Genomic DNA, 22,217 nt, shown 5'->3' with positions numbered 1-22,217 from the left:
AGCGGTTCCTCTCGACAAGGAGACACCATGCGGGTCGTGACGTTCGGCTACCAGACCTGGGGGCATCGCACGCTCCAGGCTCTTCTGGACTCCACGCACGAGGTCGTGCTGGTGGTGACGCACCCCAGGAGCGAGCACGCGTACGAGAGGATCTGGAACGACTCGGTGGCCGAGCTGGCCGAGGCCCACGGCGTACCGGTGCTGCTGCGCAACAGGCCCGACGACGACGAGCTGATGGCCCGGCTCAAGGAGGCCGAGCCCGACCTCATCGTCGCCAACAACTGGCGGACGTGGATCCCGCCGGAGATCTTCGCGCTCCCCCGCCACGGCACGCTCAACGTGCACGACTCGCTGCTGCCCGCGTACGCCGGCTTCTCCCCGCTGATCTGGGCGCTGATCAACGGCGAGAGGGAGGTGGGGGTGACCGCCCACATGATGAACGAGGAGCTGGACGCCGGCGACATCGTCGTGCAACGGGCCGTGCCCGTCGGGCCGCAGGACACCGCCACCGACCTGTTCCACCGCACGGTGGACCTGATCGGGCCGATCGTCACCGAGGCGCTCGACCTCATCGACTCCGGCACGGCCGTCTTCGCCCCTCAGGACCGCTCGAAGGCCAGCTTCTTCCACAAGCGCTCGGTCGAGGACGGCAACATCGACTGGACCTGGCCCGCCGAGGACATCGAGCGGCTGATACGCGCCCAGTCCGACCCGTACCCGAACGCCTTCACCTACTACAAGGGCGAGCGGATCCGCGTCACCAAGGCGTCGGTGTCGCAGGGCATCTACGGCGGCACGCCCGGCCGGGTCTTCATCCGCGAGGGCGACGGCGTGGTCATCGTGGCGGGCGCCGAGGCCCGTAGGGGGCGTGATCACGGACTGGTGATCGAGCGGGTCCGTACGGAGGACGGCGCCGACCTGCCCGCCACCGAGGTGTTCCGCGCCATGGGCGGCTACCTGACCAGGCACCCCTAGGAGCCGAGCACCCAGGCGACGTCTCTGAGCAGGGCGTGCCGCCAGCCCGCCCGGTCGTGGTCCGACGGTGAGCGCGACACGCGCACGGTGGCGCCCGCCCGCTCGACCAGGCTCTCGACGCGTTCACAGTGGGGCAGCATGCGATGCTCGTGCTCCCCCACGTCGAAGGCGACCCGCAGGCCGGACAGGTCAGGGCGGTCCCGCTCCAGGCGGGCGGCGACGGCGCCGCCCGCCGGGCCGCCGAGCGGGTCGGCGCGCGACTCGGCCCCCGGCTCCCACCAGAACGAGCCCGACTGGCAGGCCACGCCGGTCATCAGGCCGGGGAACTCCAGGGCGGCGTACAGGGCGGTGAGCCCGCCGAGGCTCTGCCCGGCGACCACCAGCGTGCCGGGGTCGGCGGGCACGCCGCTGCCGGTGACCAGGGGCAGCAGCTCGTCGCTGACGGCCCGCCACAGCTCGGGGCGGCAGGCGTACTCGTGGGAGCGGTCGCGGGCGGGCAGGAAGACGAGCGTGACGGGCGGCAGCGCGCCCGCGGCCACGGCGGCGTCGAACGCGGTCATGGCCGGGTGCAGGTGCAGCCAGTCGTCGCCGTCGAGCAGCAGCACGACGGGCCCGCCGCCGCCCGCGGGATGCACCCGCACGGTACGCCGCCCGCCCAGCACCGCGCTGGCCCACCGCAGGCGGGTGCCGGGGAGCGGCAGCACGTCGTCGGGGCCGGCGGAGGGCCAGTACGGCTGCTCGGGCACGTCGGGCGTGGCCGCTATGGACCGCTCGCCACCGGCCCCGACGGGGTTGAGGGGGTCGGCGAACGCGCCGTCGCCTGTCTCCACCTGGTACGTCACCCGCAGCCGGGCGGGCATGGCGACCTCGGCGTACCAGCAGTCGGTCCCGCCGAAGCGGGCCAGCGGCACCGGCTGCGACCAGCTCTCGAAGACGACGCGCGCCGGCCCGCCGCGCCACACGAAGAGCGTCGTCCAGCCCTCGCCGTCCGATGCGACGGCGGGTGAGCGCGCGGCCCGCCAGAACTCCTCGGTGCCGGGTTCGCCGGTGAGCCCGTACCTCGCGAACGTCTCCCCCATGCGCTCCCGTACCCTTCCCTTTGACCGTCAGCTAAGGATAGCTTTACCTAAGTCGAACGATAAGGACCCATGAGCACGAGTGTGGTGAAACGTGCCCGCCGGCGGCGCGTCGTCGGCGCGGGCGCGCTCGCGGTGGTCCTGGTGGTCGTGGCGGGCGCGTCACTGGCCGTCGGGGCGCGCGCGCTGAGCCCCGGCGAGGTGTGGCACGGCCTGTTCGCGGCGGCGGGCGGCGATCAGCGGCTCACCGAGATCACGCTCATCGTGCAGACCGTCCGCGTGCCGAGGACCGTGCTGGCCATCGCGGCCGGCATCGCGCTCGGCGTCGGCGGCGCGCTGATCCAGGGCTACACCCGCAACCCGATCGCCGACACGGGCCTGTTGGGAGTGAACGCGGGCGCCTCGTTCGCCGTGGTCACCGTGATCATCCTGTTCGGCCTGGCCAACCCGTACCAGTACGTGTGGTTCGCCTTCCTGGGCGCGGCGGCGGCAGGGGTGGTGGTGTTCGGGCTGGCCAGCATCGGCCAGGGCGCGGGCAACCCGCTGACGCTGGCGCTGGCCGGGCAGGGCATCGCGGTGTTCCTGGCGGCGATGACCACGGCGATCGCGCTGACCGACCAGACCTCCCTGAACGCGCTGCGGTTCTGGAACGCGGGTGGGGTCGCCGGGGTCGGGTTCGACGTGATCTGGCCGGTGGTCGTGTTCATCGGGGCGGGGCTGGTGCTGGCGGCGACCACGCTGCCCGCCATCAACCTGCTCAACCTGGGCGACGACGTGGCCCGCGCGATGGGCGTGAACATCGCCCGCAACAGGACCGTCGGCATCGTCGCCATCACCGTGCTGGCGGGGGCGGCGACGGCGGCGTGCGGGCCGATCGCGTTCCTCGGCCTCATGGTGGCCCACGTCGCCCGCTACGTGACCGGGCCCGACTACCGGTGGCTGGTGCCGTTCGCCGGGCTGCTCGGCGCGGTGATCCTGCTGGCCTGCGACATCCTGGGGCGCGTGGTGACGCGGCCGGGTGAGCTGCCCGCGGGCGTCGTCGTCGCCCTGGCCGGCGCCCCCTTCTTCGCGGCGCTCGTGTGGCGCGGAAAGTTCAGGAAGACGTGATCGCGACGGTGGTGCGCGGCGTGCGGGTCGGCCGCGCGTCGTTCGTGTGGCGGCCGTGGATGGTGTGCGCGACGTTGCTGCTCGCGGCGGCGGCGTTCCTGGTGTTCTGCCTGTCGATCGCGCTCGGCGACTTCCCCATCGCCCTGCCGCAGGTGGTGGCGACGCTGTTCGGGCAGGGCGAGCGGGTGGACGAGTTCGTGGTGATGGACCTGCGGATGCCGCGCGCGCTGGCCGGGCTGGTGGTCGGGGTCGCGCTCGGGGTGTCGGGGGCGATCACGCAGTCGATCGCGCGCAACCCGCTGGCCAGCCCCGACGTGCTCGGCATCACCGGCGGCGCGAGCATGGTCGCGGTGTTCCTGGTGACGGTGACGGGCGGCGCCGCCTCGGCGATCGTCGGCACGGTGGGCCTGCCCGCGGCGGCGCTGGGCGGCGGCCTCTGCACCGGCCTGCTGGTGTACTTCATGGCCTGGCGGCGCGGCATCGACGGCATGCGGCTGATCCTCATCGGCATCTCGGTGAGCGCCGTGGCGGAGGCGATCACGGTGTGGCTGCTGGCCACGGCGGACATCCGCGACGTGGCACGGGCGCAGGCGTGGCTGGTCGGCTCGCTGGACTCGCGCACCTGGAAGGAGGTGCTGCCGGCGGCGTGGTGCCTGCTCGTACTGCTGGCCGTGGTGGCGTACGTGGCCTTCCATCTCAAACCGCTGCACTTCGGTGACGAGGTGGCGGCCGGGCTCGGCGTGCGGTTCTCGGTGGTGCGGGGCGTGCTGCTGCTCTGCGCGGTGCTGCTGGCCGGGGTGGCGGTGAGCGCGGCCGGTCCCGTGGCGTTCGTGGCGCTGGTGGCGCCGCAGGTGGCGATGCGGCTGACGCGGTACGCGACGCCGCCGCTGGTGGCTTCCGGGCTGATGGGGGCGGTACTGCTGATCGGCGCGGACCTGGTGGCGCGCACGGCGCTGCCGGTGGTGCTGCCCGTCGGCGTGGTGACGGCCGCGATCGGCGGCCCGTTCCTCGTGTACGTCCTGGTGCGGGCCAATCTCAGGAGAGCCAGAGGGCACTGAAGAGTTAGGTTAGCCTTACCTAACATCTTCGTGTTACGGTTTGCCTGCCCACGTCGGTGGTGCAGCCAAAGCACGACAGCAAGGGACTTGCGGATGCTCTCCCCACGAACGACAGTTGCGAAGACCCTGCGGCGGTCAACGGTGGTGTTGTCCGCCGTGTTGTCCGCCACGGCCCTCCTCGCGGGGTGCGGTTCCGGAGCCACGGAGCAGCCGGGCGCGACCACCTCCGCCACTCGGGCCGCCGGCACGGGCGGCGCGTTCCCCGTCACCGTGGAGCACGCCTTCGGCACCACGGAGATCACCAAGGCCCCCGAGCGGGTCGTCTCCGTCGGCTACACCGACGACCAGGCCATCCTGGCGTTCGGCATCAAGCCGGTCGGCATGGTGGACCAATATCCGAACCCGCCCGGCAAGACGCCCGACATCAACACCCAGTGGCCCTGGGTGAAGGACAAGTGGGGCGACACGCGGCCCGAGGTCATCATGACCAACGGCGACTCGGGCCCCAACTACGAGAAGATCGCCGCGCTGCGGCCCGACCTGATCATCGCCGTCTACTCGGAGATCGACCAGGCCGCCTACGACCGCCTGTCGAAGATCGCCCCCACCGTCGGGCGTACCAAGACCGAGAAGGAGCCGTTCAGCGCGCCCTGGCAGGACAACGCGCTGCACATCGCCAAGGCGCTCGGCAAGGCCGAGGAGGGCGCCACGATGGTCGCCGACATCGACGCCAAACTGAAGGCGGCGCGTGAGGCGCACCCCGAGTGGGCCGAGAAGACGGCGGTCGCGCTGTCCTGGTACAAGAACTCGGTCGCGCCCTTCACCACCACCGACGTGCGCGGCCGGATGGTGACGGGCATCGGCTTCAAGGGGCAGCCGGAGATCGACGAGATCGCCGGTGGCAGCTTCTACACCGTGCTGTCCCCCGAGCGCATCGACCTGGTCGACGTCGACCACATCTTCGTCATCGCCGACCAGGCCGACCAGGACGCGCTGAAGAAGTTCAAGCTGTTCGCCAACCTGCCCGCGGTCAAGGAGGGCAACGTGTCGTGGCTCCTGGACAGCGAGGGCCCGGCGATCGGCGCGGCCATGTCGCAGGGCACGCTGCTGTCGCTGCCGTACGCGATCGACGAGCTCGTCAAGTCGGTCCAGTCGTGACGGCGGCACCCCTTTCCCCGCCTGCGGCGGTCCTGGTGTGAGCGCCGGCACCGCATCCGCCCCCGCATCCGCCCCCGCCATCCTACGCACGGCGAGCGCGCGCGAGGCCGCCCGGTGGGTCGTGGCGCACTGCCGCGGCACGCCGTGGCTGACCGCCGCCACCGTCGTGACCACCGTGGCGGGGGCGGCGCTGCAGGTCCTGCCGGTGTTCCTGCTCGGCAGGGTGGTGGACGGCGTGGTCGCCGGCGCCGGGAGCGGCGAGGCGCGGGAGCTGCTGGTCACGGTCGGGGTGCTGCTGGCGGTCGCGCTGCTGCTCGGCACGGTGGCCGCGGCGGCCTCGACGTACCTGATCGGGCGGCTCGGCGCCGACCTGCTGGCGCGGCTGCGCGAGGGCGCCGTACGCGCGGTGCTCGGCCTGCCCAGCGCCAGGATCGAGCAGGTCGGGCACGGCGACGTGCTGTCGCGGGTGGGCGACGACGTGGCCGTGGTGTCCAAGGGCATCCGCACGGCCGTCCCCACGCTGTTCTCGGCCGCCGTGCTGGTCGTCATCGCCACGATCGGCATGTTCGGGCTCGACTGGCGGCTGGGGCTGGCGGGGGCGGGGGCGCTGCCCGCGTACGCGCTGGCGCTGCGCTGGTACCTGCCCCGCTCCGCGCCGCTCTACCGGCGCCAGCGCGAGGCCCAGGCCGACCGGGCACAGGCTTTCATCAGCGGCCTCAACGGGATCGAGACCGTGCGGGCCTACCGCCTCGAACCCCTCTTCCGGGAGCGGGTGGCCCGCGAGTCGTGGCGGGTGCGCGACCTCGGCATCGAGGTGTTCCGCTTCTTCGGCCGGTTCGTCGGCAGGGAGAACCGCGCCGAGTTCGTCGGGCTCGTCCTCATCATCGTCGTCGGGTACGTGCTGCTGGAGACCGGCTCGGTCACCCTGGGCGAGGCGTCGGTGGCGCCGCTGCTGTTCCACCGGTTGTTCAACCCGCTCGGCTCCATCATGTTCACCTTCGACGAGGCGCAGAAGTCGGGCGCGAGCCTGACCCGCCTGGTCGGGGTGCTGGGCGAGGCCACGCAGGAACGGCTCGCGGGCAGCGTGCCCGCCGGGTCCGGCTCGTACCCGGTGACGGTGGAGGGGCTGACGTTCACCTATCCCGGCTCCGAGCGGCCCGTCCTGAAAGACGTGAACCTGACGATCCCGGCCGGCGGCTCGCTGGCGCTGGTCGGGGCCACGGGCGCGGGCAAGACGACGCTGGCGGCGCTGATCGCCGGAATCGGCACGCCACAGGCCGGCTCGGTGCGCGTCGGCGACACGCCGATCTCCGGCCTGGACGAGGCCGACGCGCGGGCACTGGTCAGCATCCTGACGCAGGAGACGCACGTGTTCTCCGGCACGCTCGCCGAGGACCTGCGGCTGGCCGCGCCCGGGGCGAGCGACGCCGAGTTGATGGACGCGCTGCGCACGGTGGGGGCCGAGCCGTGGGTGACGGCGCTGCCCGACGGGCTGGACACCCTGGTCGGCGAGGGCGGCGAGCGGCTCGACGGCACCAAGGCCGCGCAGCTCGCGCTGGCCCGGCTGGTGCTGGGGCGGGCGCCGGTGGTGGTGCTGGACGAGTCGACCGCGGAGGCGGGCAGCCAGGGGGCGGCCGAGCTGGAGCGGGCGGTGCTGGCGGCGTGCCGGGGGCGTACGGCGCTGTTCGTGGCGCACCGGCTGACGCAGGCGATGACGGCCGACCGCATCGCGGTGCTGGACGCGGGCCAGGTGGTCGAGGAGGGCACCCACGAGGAGCTGGTGGCGGCGGGTGGGCGGTACGCGCGGCTCTGGCGGGCCTGGCGCGAGGCTGGTTAGCCGATCATTATTAGGTTAGGCTTACCTTACTAGTGTCTGAAGGGGCGGCTGAGGTCTTCATGCTGGAACCAAGCACTCGTGCGGTATCCCTCTCTCCCGAACGGCTGGCCGGCCTGCGCCGCCGCGCCGGGGACCATTCCGACGGGGTCCTGCTCGAAGCGTGCGCGATCGGGTTGGCCTTCTGGACGGACGGGCTGAGCCCCGACGGGCTCGACCTGTCGCCGGCCACGCTCTTCGCCGACGTGGTGGCATGGGCGGCGGGCGGCGGTCGCGCACCCGGCGGCTGGCGGGTGGACGGCTCTGGTCTGTCCGTCCCCGGGCACGTCGACCTCGCGGACGCGCAGCTCGCGCTGGACGACCTGGCCGACTTCCCCGACCGGCCCATCGGCACCATCGCCCCGTCGAGCGTCGAAGCCCGGCTCGCGCAACTCGCCCGATGGAACGACACCCACGCGGACCGGGACAGGCCGACCCTCGTGGAGCTGTTCCACGAGCAGGTACGCACCCGTCCCGACGCCGTCGCCATCGTGGACGAGCGCCGCACGCTCACCTACCGCGAGGCCGCCGAGCTGGCCCATCAGCTCGCCCACCACCTCCTCGAACACGGGCTCACCGCCGAGCAGACCGTCGGCGTCTCCCTGGACCGCTCGGCCGAGATGGTGATCGGCCTGCTGGCGGTCCTCATGGCGGGCGGCGCTTTCGTGCCGCTCGACCCGCACTGGCCGGCCGAACGGCGGGCGCTGGTCATCGCCGACGCCGGGCTCGTCGCGCAGCTCAACAGCACCGGCGAGCACGACCCCGCAGAGCCGGACGCCGTAGCCATCGACCTCGACGCCTGGGGCTACGGCTGCTACCCCACCACCCCGACGGGGATCGACCTGCCCGGGCCCGCGCTGGCGTACGTGATCTTCACCTCCGGCTCGACCGGGCGGCCCAAGGGCGCGATGATCCGGCACGAGGCGATCAGCGAGCGGCTCCTGTGGCAGTCGCGCGAGATCCTCGGCTTCGGGCCCGACGACGCCTCGCTGTTCAAGGCGCCGCTGTCGTTCGACATCTCCATCAACGAGATCTTCCTGCCGCTGGTGTGCGGCGGGCGGCTGGTGGTGCTGCGGCCCGGCGGCGAGCGCGACCCGCACCACCTGCTCAGCGTGATCGCCGAGCAGCGCGTGACGTTCACGTATCTGGTGTCGTCGATGCTGGACGTGCTGCTGGAGATGGCCGGCGACTCCGGCCGCCTCGACAGCCTGCGGCACGTGTGGTGCGGCGGCGAGGTGCTCACCCCCGAGCTGTACGAACGCTTCCGCACCCGCCTCGGCATCCCCCTCTACCACGGCTACGGCCCCGCCGAGGCGACGATCGGCGTCTCCCACGTCATCTACCGGGGCGCGGCCGAGCGCCTGTCCACCTCGATCGGCAAGGCCAACCCCAACACCTGCCTGTACGTGCTGGACGACGAGCTGCGGCCGGTCCCCGTCGGGGTGGGCGGCGAGCTGTACGTCGGCGGCTTCCTGCTCGGGCGCGGCTACGTCAACGCGCCGGGACTGACCGCCTCCCGGTTCGTGGCCGACCCGTTCGCCTCCGACGGCTCCCGCCTCTACCGGACCGGCGACCTCGCCAGGTTCGCCCCCGACGGGTCGCTCGACTTCCTCGGCCGGGCCGACAACCAGGTCAAGATCCGCGGGATGCGGCTGGAGCTGGAGGACGTCGAGGTCGCGCTGGCCGAGCATCCCGGGGTGCGGCACACGTGCGTCGTCGCCAGGAAGCACGCCTCCGGCGGCACGTACCTCGTGGGGTACGTCATCCCGGCGGCCGGGCACGAGGACCTGCGCCCCGACGACGTCACGGCGTGGGCCGCCGAGCACCTGGTCGAGTACATGGTGCCGGCGCACGTCGTCGTCATGACCGCGTTCCCGCTCACCCCCAACGGAAAGCTCGACCGCCGTGCCCTGCCCGAGCCCGAGCTGCGCGCCTCCCGCGTCGTGGCGCCCGCCACCGACGCGGAGCGCGCGGTGTGCGCGGCCGTCGCCGGGCTGCTGGGCCTGGACGAGGTCGGCGTGGACCGCAACTTCTTCCGGCTCGGCGGCGACAGCATTCTGGCGATCTCGCTGATCAGCGCCCTGCGCGAACGCGGCCTGCACGTCACCGCCGCCCAGGTCTTCGCCGGCCCCACTCTGGGCGCCCTGGCAGCGGTCGCCACCCGCGAGGGGGCGACCGCGGTGGACTCCGCCGACGTCGCCACGGGCCCGGTCACGAGCTCCCCGATCGTGCGCTGGCTCGGCGAGACGACCGACGCGATCGACGGCTTCGCCCAGTCAGTGGTCCTCAACACCCCGGAGGCTCTGACCCCGGACGCTCTGGACACCCTGCTCACCACCCTCCTCGACCATCACCCCATGTTGCGCGCCCACCTGACCCGCGGCCCCGCCTGGGGCTTCGACGTCCCCGGCTCCATGACTCTCCAGAAGGTGTGGGAGGAGAGCGACCGCGGGCTTGAGGAGTGTGTGGAGCGGGCCGTGGGCTCGCTCGATCCCGATCGAGGCGTCATGTTGCGCGCCGTTTGGCGGCGGGCGGAGCGGCAGCTGGTTCTCGCTGCTCACCACGTGGTGATCGACGGGGTGTCGTGGCGGATTCTCATGGAGGATCTCGCCACCGCATGGCGGCAGCTGTCCTCAGGTGAGCCGATCGTGCTTCCGCAGGTCGGGACCTCGTTCCGGCGGTGGACGCAGGTGCTGGAGTCGGCGGCGTTCGACGGCGATCGGGCCTACTTCGCCCGGCCGCTGCCCGGTGAGGATCTGCCTCTGGGCAGGCGGCAGCCGGAGGCGGCCGATACCGTGGCGCGGGAGCGGGCGCACGTCGTCACGGCAAGCCCCGAGGTGACCGCCGCGGTGCTGGGTGAGGTGCCCGCGCGGTTCCATGCGAAGGTCAACGACGTGCTGCTGACCGCGCTGGCCGTCGCTCTCGCGCGGCGGCGGCGGGAGCTGGGGCAGGAGCAGACGTTCGCGCACGTCGAGCTGGAGGGGCACGGGCGCGAGGGGCGGTTCCTCGCCGGAGCGGCCGGGTTCGAGCCGGAGCTGTCGCGGACGGTCGGGTGGTTCACCACGTTGTTCCCGGTGACCGTGGACCCGGGCGCGAGCGGCGACTTCACCGACCCCGCGTACCTGGCGGCGGCGTTGAAGAAGGTGAAGGAGGACCTGGCCGGGGTGCCGGGCAACGGCATCGCCTACGGGGTGCTGCGCCACCTGCACGGCGTCGCGTTCGACGCGCCCGCGCCGCAGGTGCTCTTCAACTACCTCGGCAGGTACGAGGCGGGCACGCGGTCGGACTGGCAGCTCGCGGTCGCGACCGGGCACCTGGGCGAGCGGCGCGACCCGGGGATGCGGCTGCCGCGCGCCCTGGAGTTCAACGCCATCGCCGAGCCTGGGCCGACGGGCGCGTACGAACTGGTCACCACCGTCTCCTGGCCCGACGGCGTGTTCACCGGCGAGGACATCGAGGCCCTCGCCGGCTACTTCCGCCAGGCGCTGGAGGGCCTCGCCGCGCTCGACGGCGGCGGCCACTCCCCCAGCGACTTCCTGCCGCTCGCCCTCACCCAGGCCGACGTGGACGCCCTGGACGGCCCGAACCTGCGCGACGTCCTCCCGTTGACCCCGCTCCAGGAGGGCCTGTACTTCCACTCCGTCTTCGACGACGACTCGGCGGGCAGCTACGTCGAGCAGCAGGTGCTCACCCTGGACGGCCCGGTGGACGCCGTCCGGCTCGCCACGGCGGCCACCCGGCTGCTGGCGCTCTACCCCAACCTGGCGGCGCGGTTCGTGGCGCTCGCCGACTGCCGCGTGGTGTCGGTGCTGGAGGACGGCGTGCGCGCGCCGTTCAGCACGCTCGACCGGCCCGGCATCACGGACGAGGAGCTGCGCGACCTCGCCGAGCGGGACCGCCGCGCCGGGTTCGACCTGGCCGTGGGCCCGCTGATGCGGTACACGCTCATCCGCCGGGGCCCCGATCGGCACGTCCTGGTGCAGACCGTCCATCACATCGTGGCCGACGGCTGGTCGGTACCGGTGATGCTGCGGGCGCTGCTGGCCGAGTACCACGCGCCCGGCAGCGGGTACGCGCAGGACGGCTTCGCCGCGTACGTACGGGAGCTGGCCGGGCGGGACGACGCCGAGAGCGAGCGGGTGTGGCGGGAGCAGCTCGCCGGGCTGCCCGGTCCTTCGCTGGTCGCCGAGGGGCACACCGCGTCGGAACACTTCGCGGACGTCAGCGAGGCCCTCGATGTCGATGACGCCGCCAGGGCCGCGGGGGTGCCGCTGAGCGTGGCCGTGCACAGCGCGTGGGCTGCCACTCTGGGCGGGATCCTGCAGAGCACGGACGTGGTGTTCGGCTCCACGGTGTCAGGACGGGAGGCCGACTTCCCTGGCATCCAGGACATGGTGGGGCTGCTCATCAACACGATCCCCGTACGCGCCCGGTGGGACGGCATCACCACGGCCGGCGAGCTGCTCGCCTCCGTGCACGAGCACCAGAGCGCCGTACGGGATCACCAGCACGTCTCGCTGTCCGCGATCGGGCGGCTGGCGGGTGGCGGGCCGCTGTTCGACACGCTGGTGGTGTTCGACGTCGCCACCGACGTGGCCGGCCTGCGGCGGCCCGGGGACGAGGTGGTCATCACCGAGGTTCTGAACGAGGGCGCGCCGCACTACCCGCTGACCCTGGTGGTGGAGCGGGAGCCCGGCGGCGGGCCGCGCTTCACGCTCATCTACGACGGCGCGCTGCTGCGGGAACGCGGTGCCAAGACCATCCTCGGCACCTTCGGCCGCACGCTCACCGCGCTCCTCGCCCGCCCGGACACCCCGGTCGGCCGCATCTCCCCAGCGGCCGGCCGCCACGAAGGCGGGCCGCTCGCGGATGCGCGGCCCCTCCAGGACGGCGGGTGGCCCGGGGCCTCGCGAAGGACGCTGGGCGGGTTGTTCGATGCGGCCGCGGCGCGGTATCCGGATGCGGTCGCCGTCACCCGGTGCGGGATCGACGGGGATGCGCGGTCGATGACGTACCGGGAGGTGCGGGCGGCCAAGGAGCGGGTGGCGTCGGCGTTGCGGGCGGCCGGGGTGGGGCCGGGTGAGCGGGTCGCGGTGGCGGTGCCGCGCTCGCTGGAGCAGGTGGTCGCGCTCATCGCGGTCGTCTCGGCGGGCGGCGCGTACGTGCCGCTGGACCCGGCGTACCCGGACGAGCGGCTGGCGTACCTGCTGGCCGACTCCGCGCCCCAGGTGGTGCTGGTGGACCGGGAGCAGCGGGACCGCATGGAGCGGCTGACCGGCGGGCGGGCGCGGGTGCTCGTGCAGGACGACGACCTGCCGCTGGACGGCACCAGGCCGGCCGTCGGGCCGCACGACCCCGCGTACGTGATCTACACCTCGGGCTCCACCGGCCGCCCGAAGGGGGTCATGGTGCCGCACTCCGCGGTCCTGTCGCTGCTCGCCGGGACGTGGCCGGACCTGCGGTTCGGTCCGGACGACGTGTGGGTGCAGTTCCACTCCGCGTCCTTCGACTTCGCGGTGTGGGAGCTGTGGGGCGCGCTGGCGCACGGCGGCGAGCTGCTCGTCCCCGAGTACGCGCTGACCCGCTCCCCCACCGACTTCCACCGCGTGGTGCGCGAGCGCGGGGTGACCGTCCTGAACCAGACGCCGTCGGCGTTCTACCAGCTCGCCGAGGCCGACCGGCACGCGGCGGAGCCGGCGGGGTCGCTGCGGGTCGTCGTCTTCGGCGGCGAGGCGCTGGACCTCGGGCGGTTGCGCGGCTGGGTCGAGCGGTACGGCACGCGCTCGCCCGAGCTGGTCAACATGTACGGCATCACCGAGACCACCGTGCACGTCACCCACCGGGTGCTGACCGACGAGGACTTCGCGGCAGGCTCCGTCTCCCCCATCGGGCGGGCGATCCCCGGGCTGGTCACGTACCTGCTGGACGACCGGCTGCGGCCGGTGCCGCCCGGCCGGGTCGGCGCCATCTACGTGGCCGGTGCGCAGGTGTCGCTCGGCTACCTGGGGCGGCCGGGGCTGACGGCGTCCCGGTTCGTGGCGGATCCGTTCGCCGGTGACGGGTCGCGCATGTACCACACGGGCGACCTGGCGCGGCGGACGCTGGACGGCGAGCTGGAGTTCGTCGGGCGGGCCGACGATCAGGTGCAGCTCAAGGGGTTCAGGATCGAGCTCGGGGAGGTGGAGTCGGCGATCCGCGACCTGGACGGGGTGGTGGACGTGGCCGTCACCGTGGCCCCGTCGGGCGACCACCTGGTGGCGCACGTGGTGGGCCGGGTGCCGGACGGCTGGGCCGAGCTGCTGTCGGCGCGGCTGCCGGCGTACATGGTGCCTGGTCAGGTGGCCCCTGTCGACGCGCTGCCGCTCACCGTCAACGGCAAGCTCGACCGCGCCCTGCTGACCGCCCGCACCCCACAACCCTCTGCCACCACCGGGCGAGGTGGTGAGCAGGCGCTGGTACAGGTGTTCGCCGAGACGCTGCCCGGTGTCGAGGTGGACGCGGACACCGACTTCTTCCGTGCCGGGGGCGACAGCATCGTGGCCATCGCGCTGGTCAACCGGGCCAGGGCGCTCGGGCTGCCGATCACGCCGCGCGAGGTGTTCCTGCACAAGACGCCGCGCGCGCTCGCCGAGCACATGGGGACGTCCGCGGCACCCGCGCCGATCGCCCGCGCGGACGGCCCGCTCGCGCCGACCCCGATCATGTTGCGGCAGCGTGGGCTGGGCGCCTCGCTCGCCAGGTTCGCCCAGGCCAGGACGCTTGTGGCGCCCGAGGGCAGCGGGTTCGCCGATGCCGAGCGGGCCGCGAACGCGGTCGTCGCCGCCCACCCGGCCCTGCGGCTCCGCCTGAGCACCGAGCACGGCGTGTGGACGCTGCGGACCGAGCCGCCCAGGCCGGTCACGGTCGTCCAGGCCGGTGAGGCCGATGAGGCCGACGCGGCGGCGAACGAGGCGGCCGACCGGCTCGATCCCGAGGCCGGGGAGATGATCGCGTTCGCGTGGCTGGAGGCGGGCAGGACGCTGGTCGTCACCGCGCATCACCTCGCCGTGGACGCGGTCTCCTGGCTGGTGCTGCTCGATGACCTGGCCACCGCGATGCGGGGTGCCGCGCTCGCGCCGGAGACCACGCCCTTCGCGGACTATGCCGATGCCCTGGCCGCGACGGCGACCCATCACACCGGCACGCTCGACCGGTGGCTCACCGCTCTGGCCGCGCCCCCGCTGCTGCCTGTCCCGCCGGCACGACGGCGGGAGCTGACGGTGGAGGTGGCTCCCGAGGTCAGTGCGGTGGTGACGCGGGAGGCGCCTGCCGCGCTCGGCGTCGGCGTGACCGAGTTGCTGTGCGGGGCGTTGCGGGCCGCCTTGACCTGGGTTCAGGACGTGCCGGGCGACCTGGCCATCGACCTGGAGCGGCATGGACGGGTCCCCGTGCTGCCGCACCACGACTACACGCGGACGGTCGGCTGGTTCACCTCCATCGCGCCCGTCCGGCTCAGCCCGCACACCGACCCGATACAGGCGGCGCGTGAGGTGTCCGAGCGGCAGCCGGACGAGCGGGCGCACCTCGCGTACGGGCAGCTCCGCCACCTCAACCCGCAGACCGCGCCGCTGCTGACCACGAGCCCGCAGGTGCTGTTCAACTACCTCGGCCAGGGCAGCGAGTCGCAGGCGGTGACGATCACGGGAGGGGACGTCGGCGGCCCGTACGCGGTCGAGGTGGACGCCTGGCTGGACGCGGCGACCGGGAGGTTGCGGGCCACGTTCGCGCTGGCCGGCGACGTCCCTGACGAGCTGCCCGAGCGCTGGCGGGAGGCCGTGGCGGAGGTCGCGCGCAAGGCCGGGACGGCGGAGCGGACCGCGCCGGTGACGCCGCTGCAGAAGGGCCTGTTCTACCAGGCGCAGCTGGCGGGCCCGGCCGGTGACTACGTGGCGCAGAGCTGCTTCACCTTCGACCGCCGCCTCGACCCGGCGGCGCTGGCCGGCGCGATGGCGTACGTGATCGCCCGGCACCCCGGCGTAGGCGCGGGGTTCACGACCGACGCGGACGGCGACCCCGTCCAGGTGCTCGCGGCGGGCCGCCGGGTCGCCGTCCGCACGCTGGACGTGGCGTCGGACGCCGAGGTCGAGGCCCTGCGCACACAGGACCGGGCGACCGGCTTCGACCTGGATGCGCCGCCGCTGATCAGGATGACCGTGCTCCGCCTGCCGGGCGGCGGGGACGTGCTGCTGCTGAGCTACCACCTGCTGCTGTGGGACGGCTGGTCGCGCGAGATCGTGCTGCGCGACCTGTTCACCGCCTACGAAGCGGCGCTCGCCGGGGAGCCGCTCGACCTGGAGCCGGCGACGCCGAGCTTCGAGGAGCACGCCCGCGCGCTCGACGCCAGGGATCCCGCCCCGGCCCGGCGCTTCTGGGCCGAGCAGCTCGCCGGGCTGTCCGGCCCGACGCTGCTGGCGGGCCCGTCTCCGGCGCTGCGGGACGAGCTGCCGCGGGCGCTCGTCCGTACGCTGCCGGCCGAGCAGTCGGAGCGGCTGCGCGAGGCGGCGAAAAAGCACGGCGTCACCCTGAACACGGTGCTGACCGGCGCGTTCGGCCTGCTGCTCGGCGCGCACACCGGCCGCTCCGACGCGGTCTTCGGCGTCACCGTCTCGGGCCGCGACGGCGAAGGGCCGGGCGGCCGGGCGCTGGACGACATGGTGGGCGTGCTGCTCAACACCGTCCCGATGTGGACGCGGCCCCGCCCGGCCGACACCGTAGGCGGCTATCTGGCCGGCGTGCAGGCGGCCAGGGTCGCCGCGATGGAGCACGAGCACCTGGGGCTGGGCGACATCCAGCGCGACACCGGCCACGACGCCCTGTTCGACACCCTCTTCGTGCTGCAGAACTTCCTCGACCTGGACGCGCTCGCCGAGATCAACGCCAGGCACGGCATCGTCGAGGTGCTGGCCGACGACTCGACGCACTACCCGTTCACCTGGGTCGTGACGCCGGGTGAACGGCTGACGGTGAAGCTGGAGTACCGCGACGGCGACACCGGCCGCGCCGAACGCCTCCTGGACGACTACCTGCGCCTGCTGGACGACCTGACCCGGGCGAGCGGCCCGGTCGGCGCGCTGCCCGGGCTGGGCGCGGTGCCGGTGGCGGGGCCGCGCAGCGACGTCGGCACCGACACGGTGGTGGACAGGTCCGACCGGGCGGCCGAACGCTCACCGCACAGGACGGCGCTCGTCGCGGGCGGCGCGAGCATGACGTTCGAGCAGCTCAGGGAGCGCAGCACGGCGGTGGCAGGGGTGCTCGCCCAGCGGGGCATCGGCCCGGAGCGGACGGTCGGGCTGGCGATCCCGCGCTCGCTCGACTCGATCGTGGCGCTGTTCGCGGTGCTGCGGGTGGGGGCCGCGTACGTGCCGCTGGAGCTGGACCACCCGGACGAGCGGATCGCCGCGATCGTGGCGGACGCACGCCCCGACGTGATCCTCACCGTGAGCTCCGTCGCGCCCAGGCTGATCGGCGAGCTGATCGAGCTGGACCGGCCGCTGCCCGAGGCGGAGCCGTACGTGACGTTCGCCCCTGACGACCCCGACCGGCTGCGGCATCCCGCGTACGTCATCTACACCTCCGGCTCGACCGGCCGGCCGAAGGGCGTGGTGACCGAGTACGCCGGGCTGACGAACATGCTCATCAACCACCAGCGCCGCATCTTCGAGCCGGTGCTGGCCGAGCACGGGCACCGGGTGTTCAGGGTCGCGCACACGGTGTCGTTCGCGTTCGACATGTCGTGGGAGGAACTGCTGTGGCTGGCCGACGGCCACGAGGTGCACATCTGTGACGAGGAGCTGCGCAGGGACGCGCCGCGGCTGGTCGCGTACTGCCTGGAGCACGGCATCGACGTCGTCAACGTCACCCCCACCTACGCCCAGCAGCTGCTGGCCGAAGGGCTGCTGGACGACCCGGCGCGGCGGCCGCCGCTCGTGCTGCTGGGCGGCGAGGCGGTGACGCCGGGCCTGTGGCGGCGGCTCGCGGAGACGGAGGGCACGTGCGGCTACAACCTGTACGGGCCCACCGAGTACACGATCAACACGCTCGGCGCCGGCACGTTCGAGTGCGCCGACCCGGTGGTGGGCGTGCCGATCGACAACACCGACGTGTACGTGCTGGATCCGTGGCTGCGCCCGGTCGCCGACGGGGTGCCGGGCGAGCTGTACGTCTCCGGTGTCGGTATCGCCCGCGGCTACCTGGGGCAGAGCGGGCAGACCGCGCACCGGTTCGTCGCCTGCCCGTTCGGCGAGCCGGGCGAGCGCATGTACCGCACGGGTGACCTGGTGCTGCGGCGGCCGGACGGGAACCTCGCCTACCTGGGACGTACCGACCAGCAGGTCAAGATCCGCGGCCACCGGGTGGAGCCGGGCGAGGTGGAGGCGGCGTTCGCGGCGCATCCCGCCGTGCGGTTCGCCGCCGCGGTGGCGCAGCCCGACCCGGGGGTGGACGGCGCGTACCGGCTGGCCGCCTACCTCGTGCTCGACGGCGCCGACCTCGCGGCCGTCGCGGCCGAGGTGTGCGCCGCGCTGCCCGACCACCTGCGGCCCACGCACTACGCTCAGGTCGCCGCGATCCCGCTGACCGTGAACGGCAAGGCCGACACCAAGGCGCTGCCGGAGGCCAAGCCGCTCGGCGCGCTGACGTCGGCGGGCGAGCGCGGGCCGGCGACCGAGACGGAGGCGGTGGTGTGCGAGCTGTTCGCCGAGACGCTCGACCTGGACGACGACGAGGTGAGCGCGGTGAGCGACTTCCTCGCCATGGGCGGGCACTCGATGCTGGCGCTGCGGCTGGCCGGGCTGCTGCGCCGCGAGTTCGGCCCGATCGTCACCGTACGCGACCTGTTCACCCTGCGAACCCCGGAAGCGCTGGCCCGACACCTCGATGAGCAGTCCTGACGTGAACGACCAGCGCCCGGTCCGTACGGGCTCCGACGTGCTGCGCGCCGCGCTGCGCCGCAACGCCGGCGCGATGGCCGCCGGCACCCTGCTCATGGGGATGTACCAGGCGGCCGAGACCGCCTTTCCCATCGCGCTCGGCCTGATCGTCGAGCACACGCTGCAGGAGCGCGGCCTCGACTCGCTGGCGCTGTCGATCGCCGCGCTGGCGGTGATCATCACGACGGTGTCGCTGTCGTGGCGGTTCGGCATGCGCATCCTGCAGAAGGCCAACACGACCGAGGCGCACCGGTGGCGGGTCAGGGTCGCCTCCTGCGCGCTCCAGCCGGTCGCCAGGGACACCGACCTCAAGTCCGGCGAGGTGCTGACCATCGCCACCGAGGACGCCGACCAGACCGCCGACATCATCGAGGTGGTGCCGCTGCTGATCAGCTCGCTGGTCGCGGTGGTGGTCGCCTCGGTCGCGCTCGGCCTGGCCAGCCTGCCGCTCGGCCTGCTGGTGGTCGTCGGCACGGTCGCGATCCTGTCGGCGCTCAGCGTGCTGTCCCGCCGCATCGGCTCGGGCACCCGGGAGCAGCAGGCCAGGGTGGCGCGGGCGGGCGCGAAGGTCGCCGACCTGATCAGCGGCCTGCGCCCGCTGCACGGGTTCGGCGGCGGGCACGCGGCGTTCCTGTCGTACAGGAAGGTCAGCGCGCGGGCGCGCGACCAGGCGGTCACGGTCGCGAGGGCCAATGGCGCGTACGCCGGCACCGCGCTCGCGCTCAACACGCTCCTCGCCGCCGCCGTCACGCTGACGGCCGGCTGGCTGGCGCTCGCCGGCGACATCACCATCGGGGAGCTGGTGATGGCGGTGGGGCTGGCGCAGTTCATCATGGAGCCGCTCAAGCTGTTCTCCGAGATGCCGAAGTACGTGATGGTCGCGCGGGCCTCGGCCGACCGGATGGCGCTGGTGCTGGCCGCGCCGCCGGTGCTGACGCCGGGCTCCGGCCCGCCGCCCGGCGCCGGCGAGCTGGAGGTGGACGGCGTCCGTCACGGGGCGCTCGACGGGCTGAAGTTCCACGTGCCGGCGGGCGCGTTCGTGGCGATCGCCGCCTACGACCAGCGCGCGGCGGCCGACCTCGTCGCGATCCTGGCGGCGCGGGTGCCGCCCCACTCCTACGAGGGCGTCGTGCGGATCGGCGGCCGGGACACGCGGGAGCTGTCGATCGACGGGATCCGCGAGCATCTGCTGGTGAACCCGTACGACGGGGAGATCTTCGCGGGCACCCTGCGCAGCAACATCGACCCGGCGGGCACGGGACACGACCTGGCGGCGGCGGTCGAGGCGTCGATGCTGACCGACGTCGTCGCCCTGCACCCCGAGGGACTCGACCATCCCGTACGCGACCGCGGCGCGAACCTGTCGGGCGGCCAGCGCCAGCGCCTGTCGCTGGCCCGCGCGCTCGCCGCCGACCCCGCCGTCCTCGTGCTGCACGACCCGACCACGGCCGTGGACGCGGTCACCGAGCAGCTCATCGCCCGCAACCTGGCCACGCTGCGCCGCGGCCGCACCACGATCGTGATCACCGGCAGCCCGGCCCTGCTGGACGCCGCCGACCGCGTCCTCGTGCTGGACGGCGGCAGCGTCGCCGCCGAGGGCGCCCACCGTGACCTGCTGACCCGCGACGAGACCTACCGCCTGGCCGTCGCCAGGTGACCGGCATAGAGAGGATCGACGATGACCAACCCCTTCGACGACGCGGACGGCCGTTTCCTGGTCCTGGTCAACCCCGAGAACCAGCACTCGCTGTGGCCGTCGTTCGCCGCGGTGCCCGCCGGGTGGACGGTCGTGCTGCCCGAGACGACCCGCGCGGCCTGCCTGGAGTACATCGAGACCCACTGGACCGACCTGCGGCCCCGATCGCTCGCCGAGACCGTGGACGGCTGAGCCGTTTGCGGGCCGCCGCGCGGGGCAGGCACGGCGCATGCCTGTTGTCGACCAGACCTCGATGCTGTTGCTCAAGGGCTACGCCTGGCTCCCCGGCCTCCGCAGGCGGGCGGCAGGTGACGTGGTGCACACGCGGCTGCTCGGCCGCCGGGCCACCGGGTTGTGCGGGCCCGACGCCGCCCGCTTCTTCTACGACGAGCGCAACGTGGAGCGGCGCACGGCGCTTCCCGGGCCGATCAAGAGCACGCTGTTCGGCCACGGCTCGGTGCACGGCCTCGACGGGGCCGCCCACCGGGTGCGCAAGGCGATGTTCACGTCGCTGTTCAGCGCGCCCGCCGTGGCCGCGCTCGTCGCGCACGTCACCACGGAGTGGGATCTCGCCGTCGCCTCGTGGGAGGGGCGGCGGGTGGTGCTGTTCGACGAGACGGCCGAGGTGATCACCAGGGCGGTGTGCGACTGGGCCGGGGTGACCGTGGACGACGGCGACCTGCCCGAGCTGGCCGCCGACCTGGTGACGATGGTGGACGGGCTGGGCTCGTCCGGGCCGCGCCACTGGCGGGCGCGGCAGGCCAGGCGGCGGCGCGAGGCGTGGCTGGAGCGGTTCGTCCGGGACCTGCGTGACGGCAGCGAGGACGCGCCGCCCGACTCGGCGGCCGAGGTGGTGGCCGTGCACCGCGACGCAGGTGGCCGGCCGCTCCACCCGCGCGTGGCGGCGGTGGAGCTGCTCAACGTGCTGCGGCCGACCGTGGCGGTGTCATGGTTCGTCGCGTACGCGGCGCACGCGCTGCACCGCTGGCCCGAGCACCGGGCGCGGCTGGCGAGCGGCGACGCGGAGTTCGCCGAGGCGTTCGCGCATGAGCTGCGGCGGTTCTACCCGTTCGCGCCGCTGCTGGGCGGGCGGGCGGCGCGCGAGCTCGACTGGCGGGGCGAGCACATCCCGGCGGGGTCGCTGGTGCTGCTCGACGTGTACGGCCAGCACCACGATCCCCGGTTCTGGCGGGATCCGTACACGTTCGACCCCAGGCGATTCCTCGGTACCGAGCCCGGCCCGTACGACCTGATCCCCCAGGGCGGCGGCGACCCGGCGAGCGGGCACCGCTGTCCCGGTGAGACGCTCACCGTGGCGCTGCTGCGCACGCTCACTCCGCGCCTGGCCCGGCTGGACTACGACGTGCCGCGCCAGGATCTGAGCATCTCGCTGCGGCGCTTGCCGGCCCGGCTGTCCAGCGGTTTCGTGCTCGTCCCCGCGCTCACCCCCATGCACCGGCCCGCGGCGCCCGTACGGCAGGCCGAGGGCGACCCCGCCTGAGCGCTTGCGGCCCCGTCCCCGGCGGGCGGAGCATGGGTGCCCATGATCAGACAACCGCAGATCCTCGCCTGCTCCGGCGTCCTGTTCCCGCCCGCCGGCTACCGCCACCCCGGCGCCCAGATCTGGCAGGCGATGCGGCTCGCGGATGTCCGCAGGCCGCGCGTCTGCCTCGTCGCCACCGCGACCGGCGACTCGCGCGAGCACATCCAGGGCTGGTACGAGCGGGCCGCCGCGTTCGGCGACGCCGAGCTGTCGCACCTCACGCTGTTCACGCAGCCGAACGTGCCCGACGTGCGCGCCCACCTGCTCGCCCAGGACGTGATCTTCGTGGCCGGCGGCAGCGTGGTCAACCTGCTGGCGGTCTGGCGCGCGCACCGGCTGGAGCCGATCCTGCGGGAGTGCTGGGAGTCGGGGGTGGTGCTGGCCGGGCAGAGCGCGGGCAGCCTGTGCTGGCATCTCGGCGGGGTGACCGACTCCTTCGGTGACCGGCTCGACGTGGTGGCCGACGGGCTGGGGTTCCTGCCGTTCTCCAACGGCGTGCACGACGACCTCGGCGACCAGCCCAGGCGGACGAGCTTCCGCCGGGCCGTGGGGGCGGGCGAGCTGCCCGCCGGGTACGCCACCGAGGACGGCGTCGCCCTGCACTACGTGGGCACCCGCTTCCATGAGGCGCTGGCCGTGCTGCCCGATCGCAGGGCCTGGCTGGTCGAGCCGGATCAGGACGGGAAGCACCGGGAGACGATGGTGCCCGCCCGGCTCTGGGTGCCCTGAGGACTTTCTCGTCAGACGCTTCCGTAGCGGCGTAC

Annotated in this window: 11 protein-coding genes; 10 read left to right on the top strand and 1 reads right to left on the bottom strand. The window is 73.6% G+C overall.

Going from position 1 to position 22,217, the window contains the following annotated elements; all coding sequences use genetic code 11:
• Nucleotides 1-27: 27 nt before the first annotated feature.
• Nucleotides 28-975, top strand: coding sequence for a methionyl-tRNA formyltransferase (locus ACFFR3_RS42095; protein WP_379484953.1), 948 nt, complete (start codon nucleotides 28-30; stop codon nucleotides 973-975).
• Here ACFFR3_RS42095 and ACFFR3_RS42090 read toward each other — a convergent pair.
• Nucleotides 972-2,054 (bottom strand): alpha/beta hydrolase-fold protein, encoded by a 1,083-nt coding sequence (locus ACFFR3_RS42090; RefSeq protein ID WP_345404725.1) that lies wholly within the window; start codon nucleotides 2,052-2,054, stop codon nucleotides 972-974. The two genes, ACFFR3_RS42095 and ACFFR3_RS42090, sit on opposite strands and share 4 nt — an antisense overlap.
• Nucleotides 2,055-2,123: 69 nt before the next feature.
• On the opposite strand from ACFFR3_RS42090, the gene ACFFR3_RS42085 reads away from it, so the two are divergent.
• From ACFFR3_RS42085 to ACFFR3_RS42045, 9 genes are all read left to right on the top strand, one after another.
• Entirely contained in the window at nucleotides 2,124-3,158 is a 1,035-nt protein-coding gene (locus ACFFR3_RS42085; RefSeq protein WP_345404722.1) for a FecCD family ABC transporter permease, read from the top strand.
• Nucleotides 3,155-4,216, top strand: coding sequence for a FecCD family ABC transporter permease (locus tag ACFFR3_RS42080; protein WP_379484952.1), 1,062 nt, complete (start codon nucleotides 3,155-3,157; stop codon nucleotides 4,214-4,216). The genes ACFFR3_RS42085 and ACFFR3_RS42080 overlap by 4 nt, the downstream gene beginning before the upstream one ends.
• A 156-nt stretch (nucleotides 4,217-4,372) precedes the next feature.
• On the top strand, nucleotides 4,373-5,374 hold the full coding sequence (locus ACFFR3_RS42075; protein ID WP_364381551.1) for an iron-siderophore ABC transporter substrate-binding protein: 1,002 nt from the start codon (nucleotides 4,373-4,375) through the stop codon (nucleotides 5,372-5,374).
• 37 nt (nucleotides 5,375-5,411) lie between these two features.
• Nucleotides 5,412-7,211 carry an ABC transporter ATP-binding protein gene (locus ACFFR3_RS42070; RefSeq protein ID WP_379484951.1) on the top strand — a complete coding sequence of 600 codons (1,800 nt, stop codon included), beginning with the start codon at nucleotides 5,412-5,414 and terminating at the stop codon, nucleotides 7,209-7,211.
• A gap of 59 nt (nucleotides 7,212-7,270) precedes the next feature.
• Nucleotides 7,271-18,175, top strand: coding sequence for a non-ribosomal peptide synthetase (locus ACFFR3_RS42065; protein WP_379484950.1), 10,905 nt, complete (start codon nucleotides 7,271-7,273; stop codon nucleotides 18,173-18,175).
• Nucleotide 18,176: 1 nt separating this feature from the next.
• On the top strand, nucleotides 18,177-19,871 hold the full coding sequence (locus tag ACFFR3_RS42060; RefSeq protein WP_345404710.1) for an ABC transporter ATP-binding protein: 1,695 nt from the start codon (nucleotides 18,177-18,179) through the stop codon (nucleotides 19,869-19,871).
• Nucleotides 19,872-19,892: 21 nt separating this feature from the next.
• Nucleotides 19,893-20,102, top strand: coding sequence for an MbtH family protein (locus ACFFR3_RS42055; protein WP_345404707.1), 210 nt, complete (start codon nucleotides 19,893-19,895; stop codon nucleotides 20,100-20,102).
• Nucleotides 20,103-20,139: 37 nt separating this feature from the next.
• Nucleotides 20,140-21,411, top strand: coding sequence for a cytochrome P450 (locus ACFFR3_RS42050; protein ID WP_379484949.1), 1,272 nt, complete (start codon nucleotides 20,140-20,142; stop codon nucleotides 21,409-21,411).
• Between the two features lie 42 nt (nucleotides 21,412-21,453).
• On the top strand, nucleotides 21,454-22,182 hold the full coding sequence (locus ACFFR3_RS42045) for a Type 1 glutamine amidotransferase-like domain-containing protein (RefSeq protein ID WP_379484948.1): 729 nt from the start codon (nucleotides 21,454-21,456) through the stop codon (nucleotides 22,180-22,182).
• Nucleotides 22,183-22,217 lie beyond the last annotated feature (35 nt).

Source organism: Nonomuraea salmonea (assembly GCF_042428605.1).
GTDB lineage: Bacteria > Actinomycetota > Actinomycetes > Streptosporangiales > Streptosporangiaceae > Nonomuraea > Nonomuraea salmonea.
This window is presented reverse-complemented; position numbering and strand designations above follow the sequence as displayed.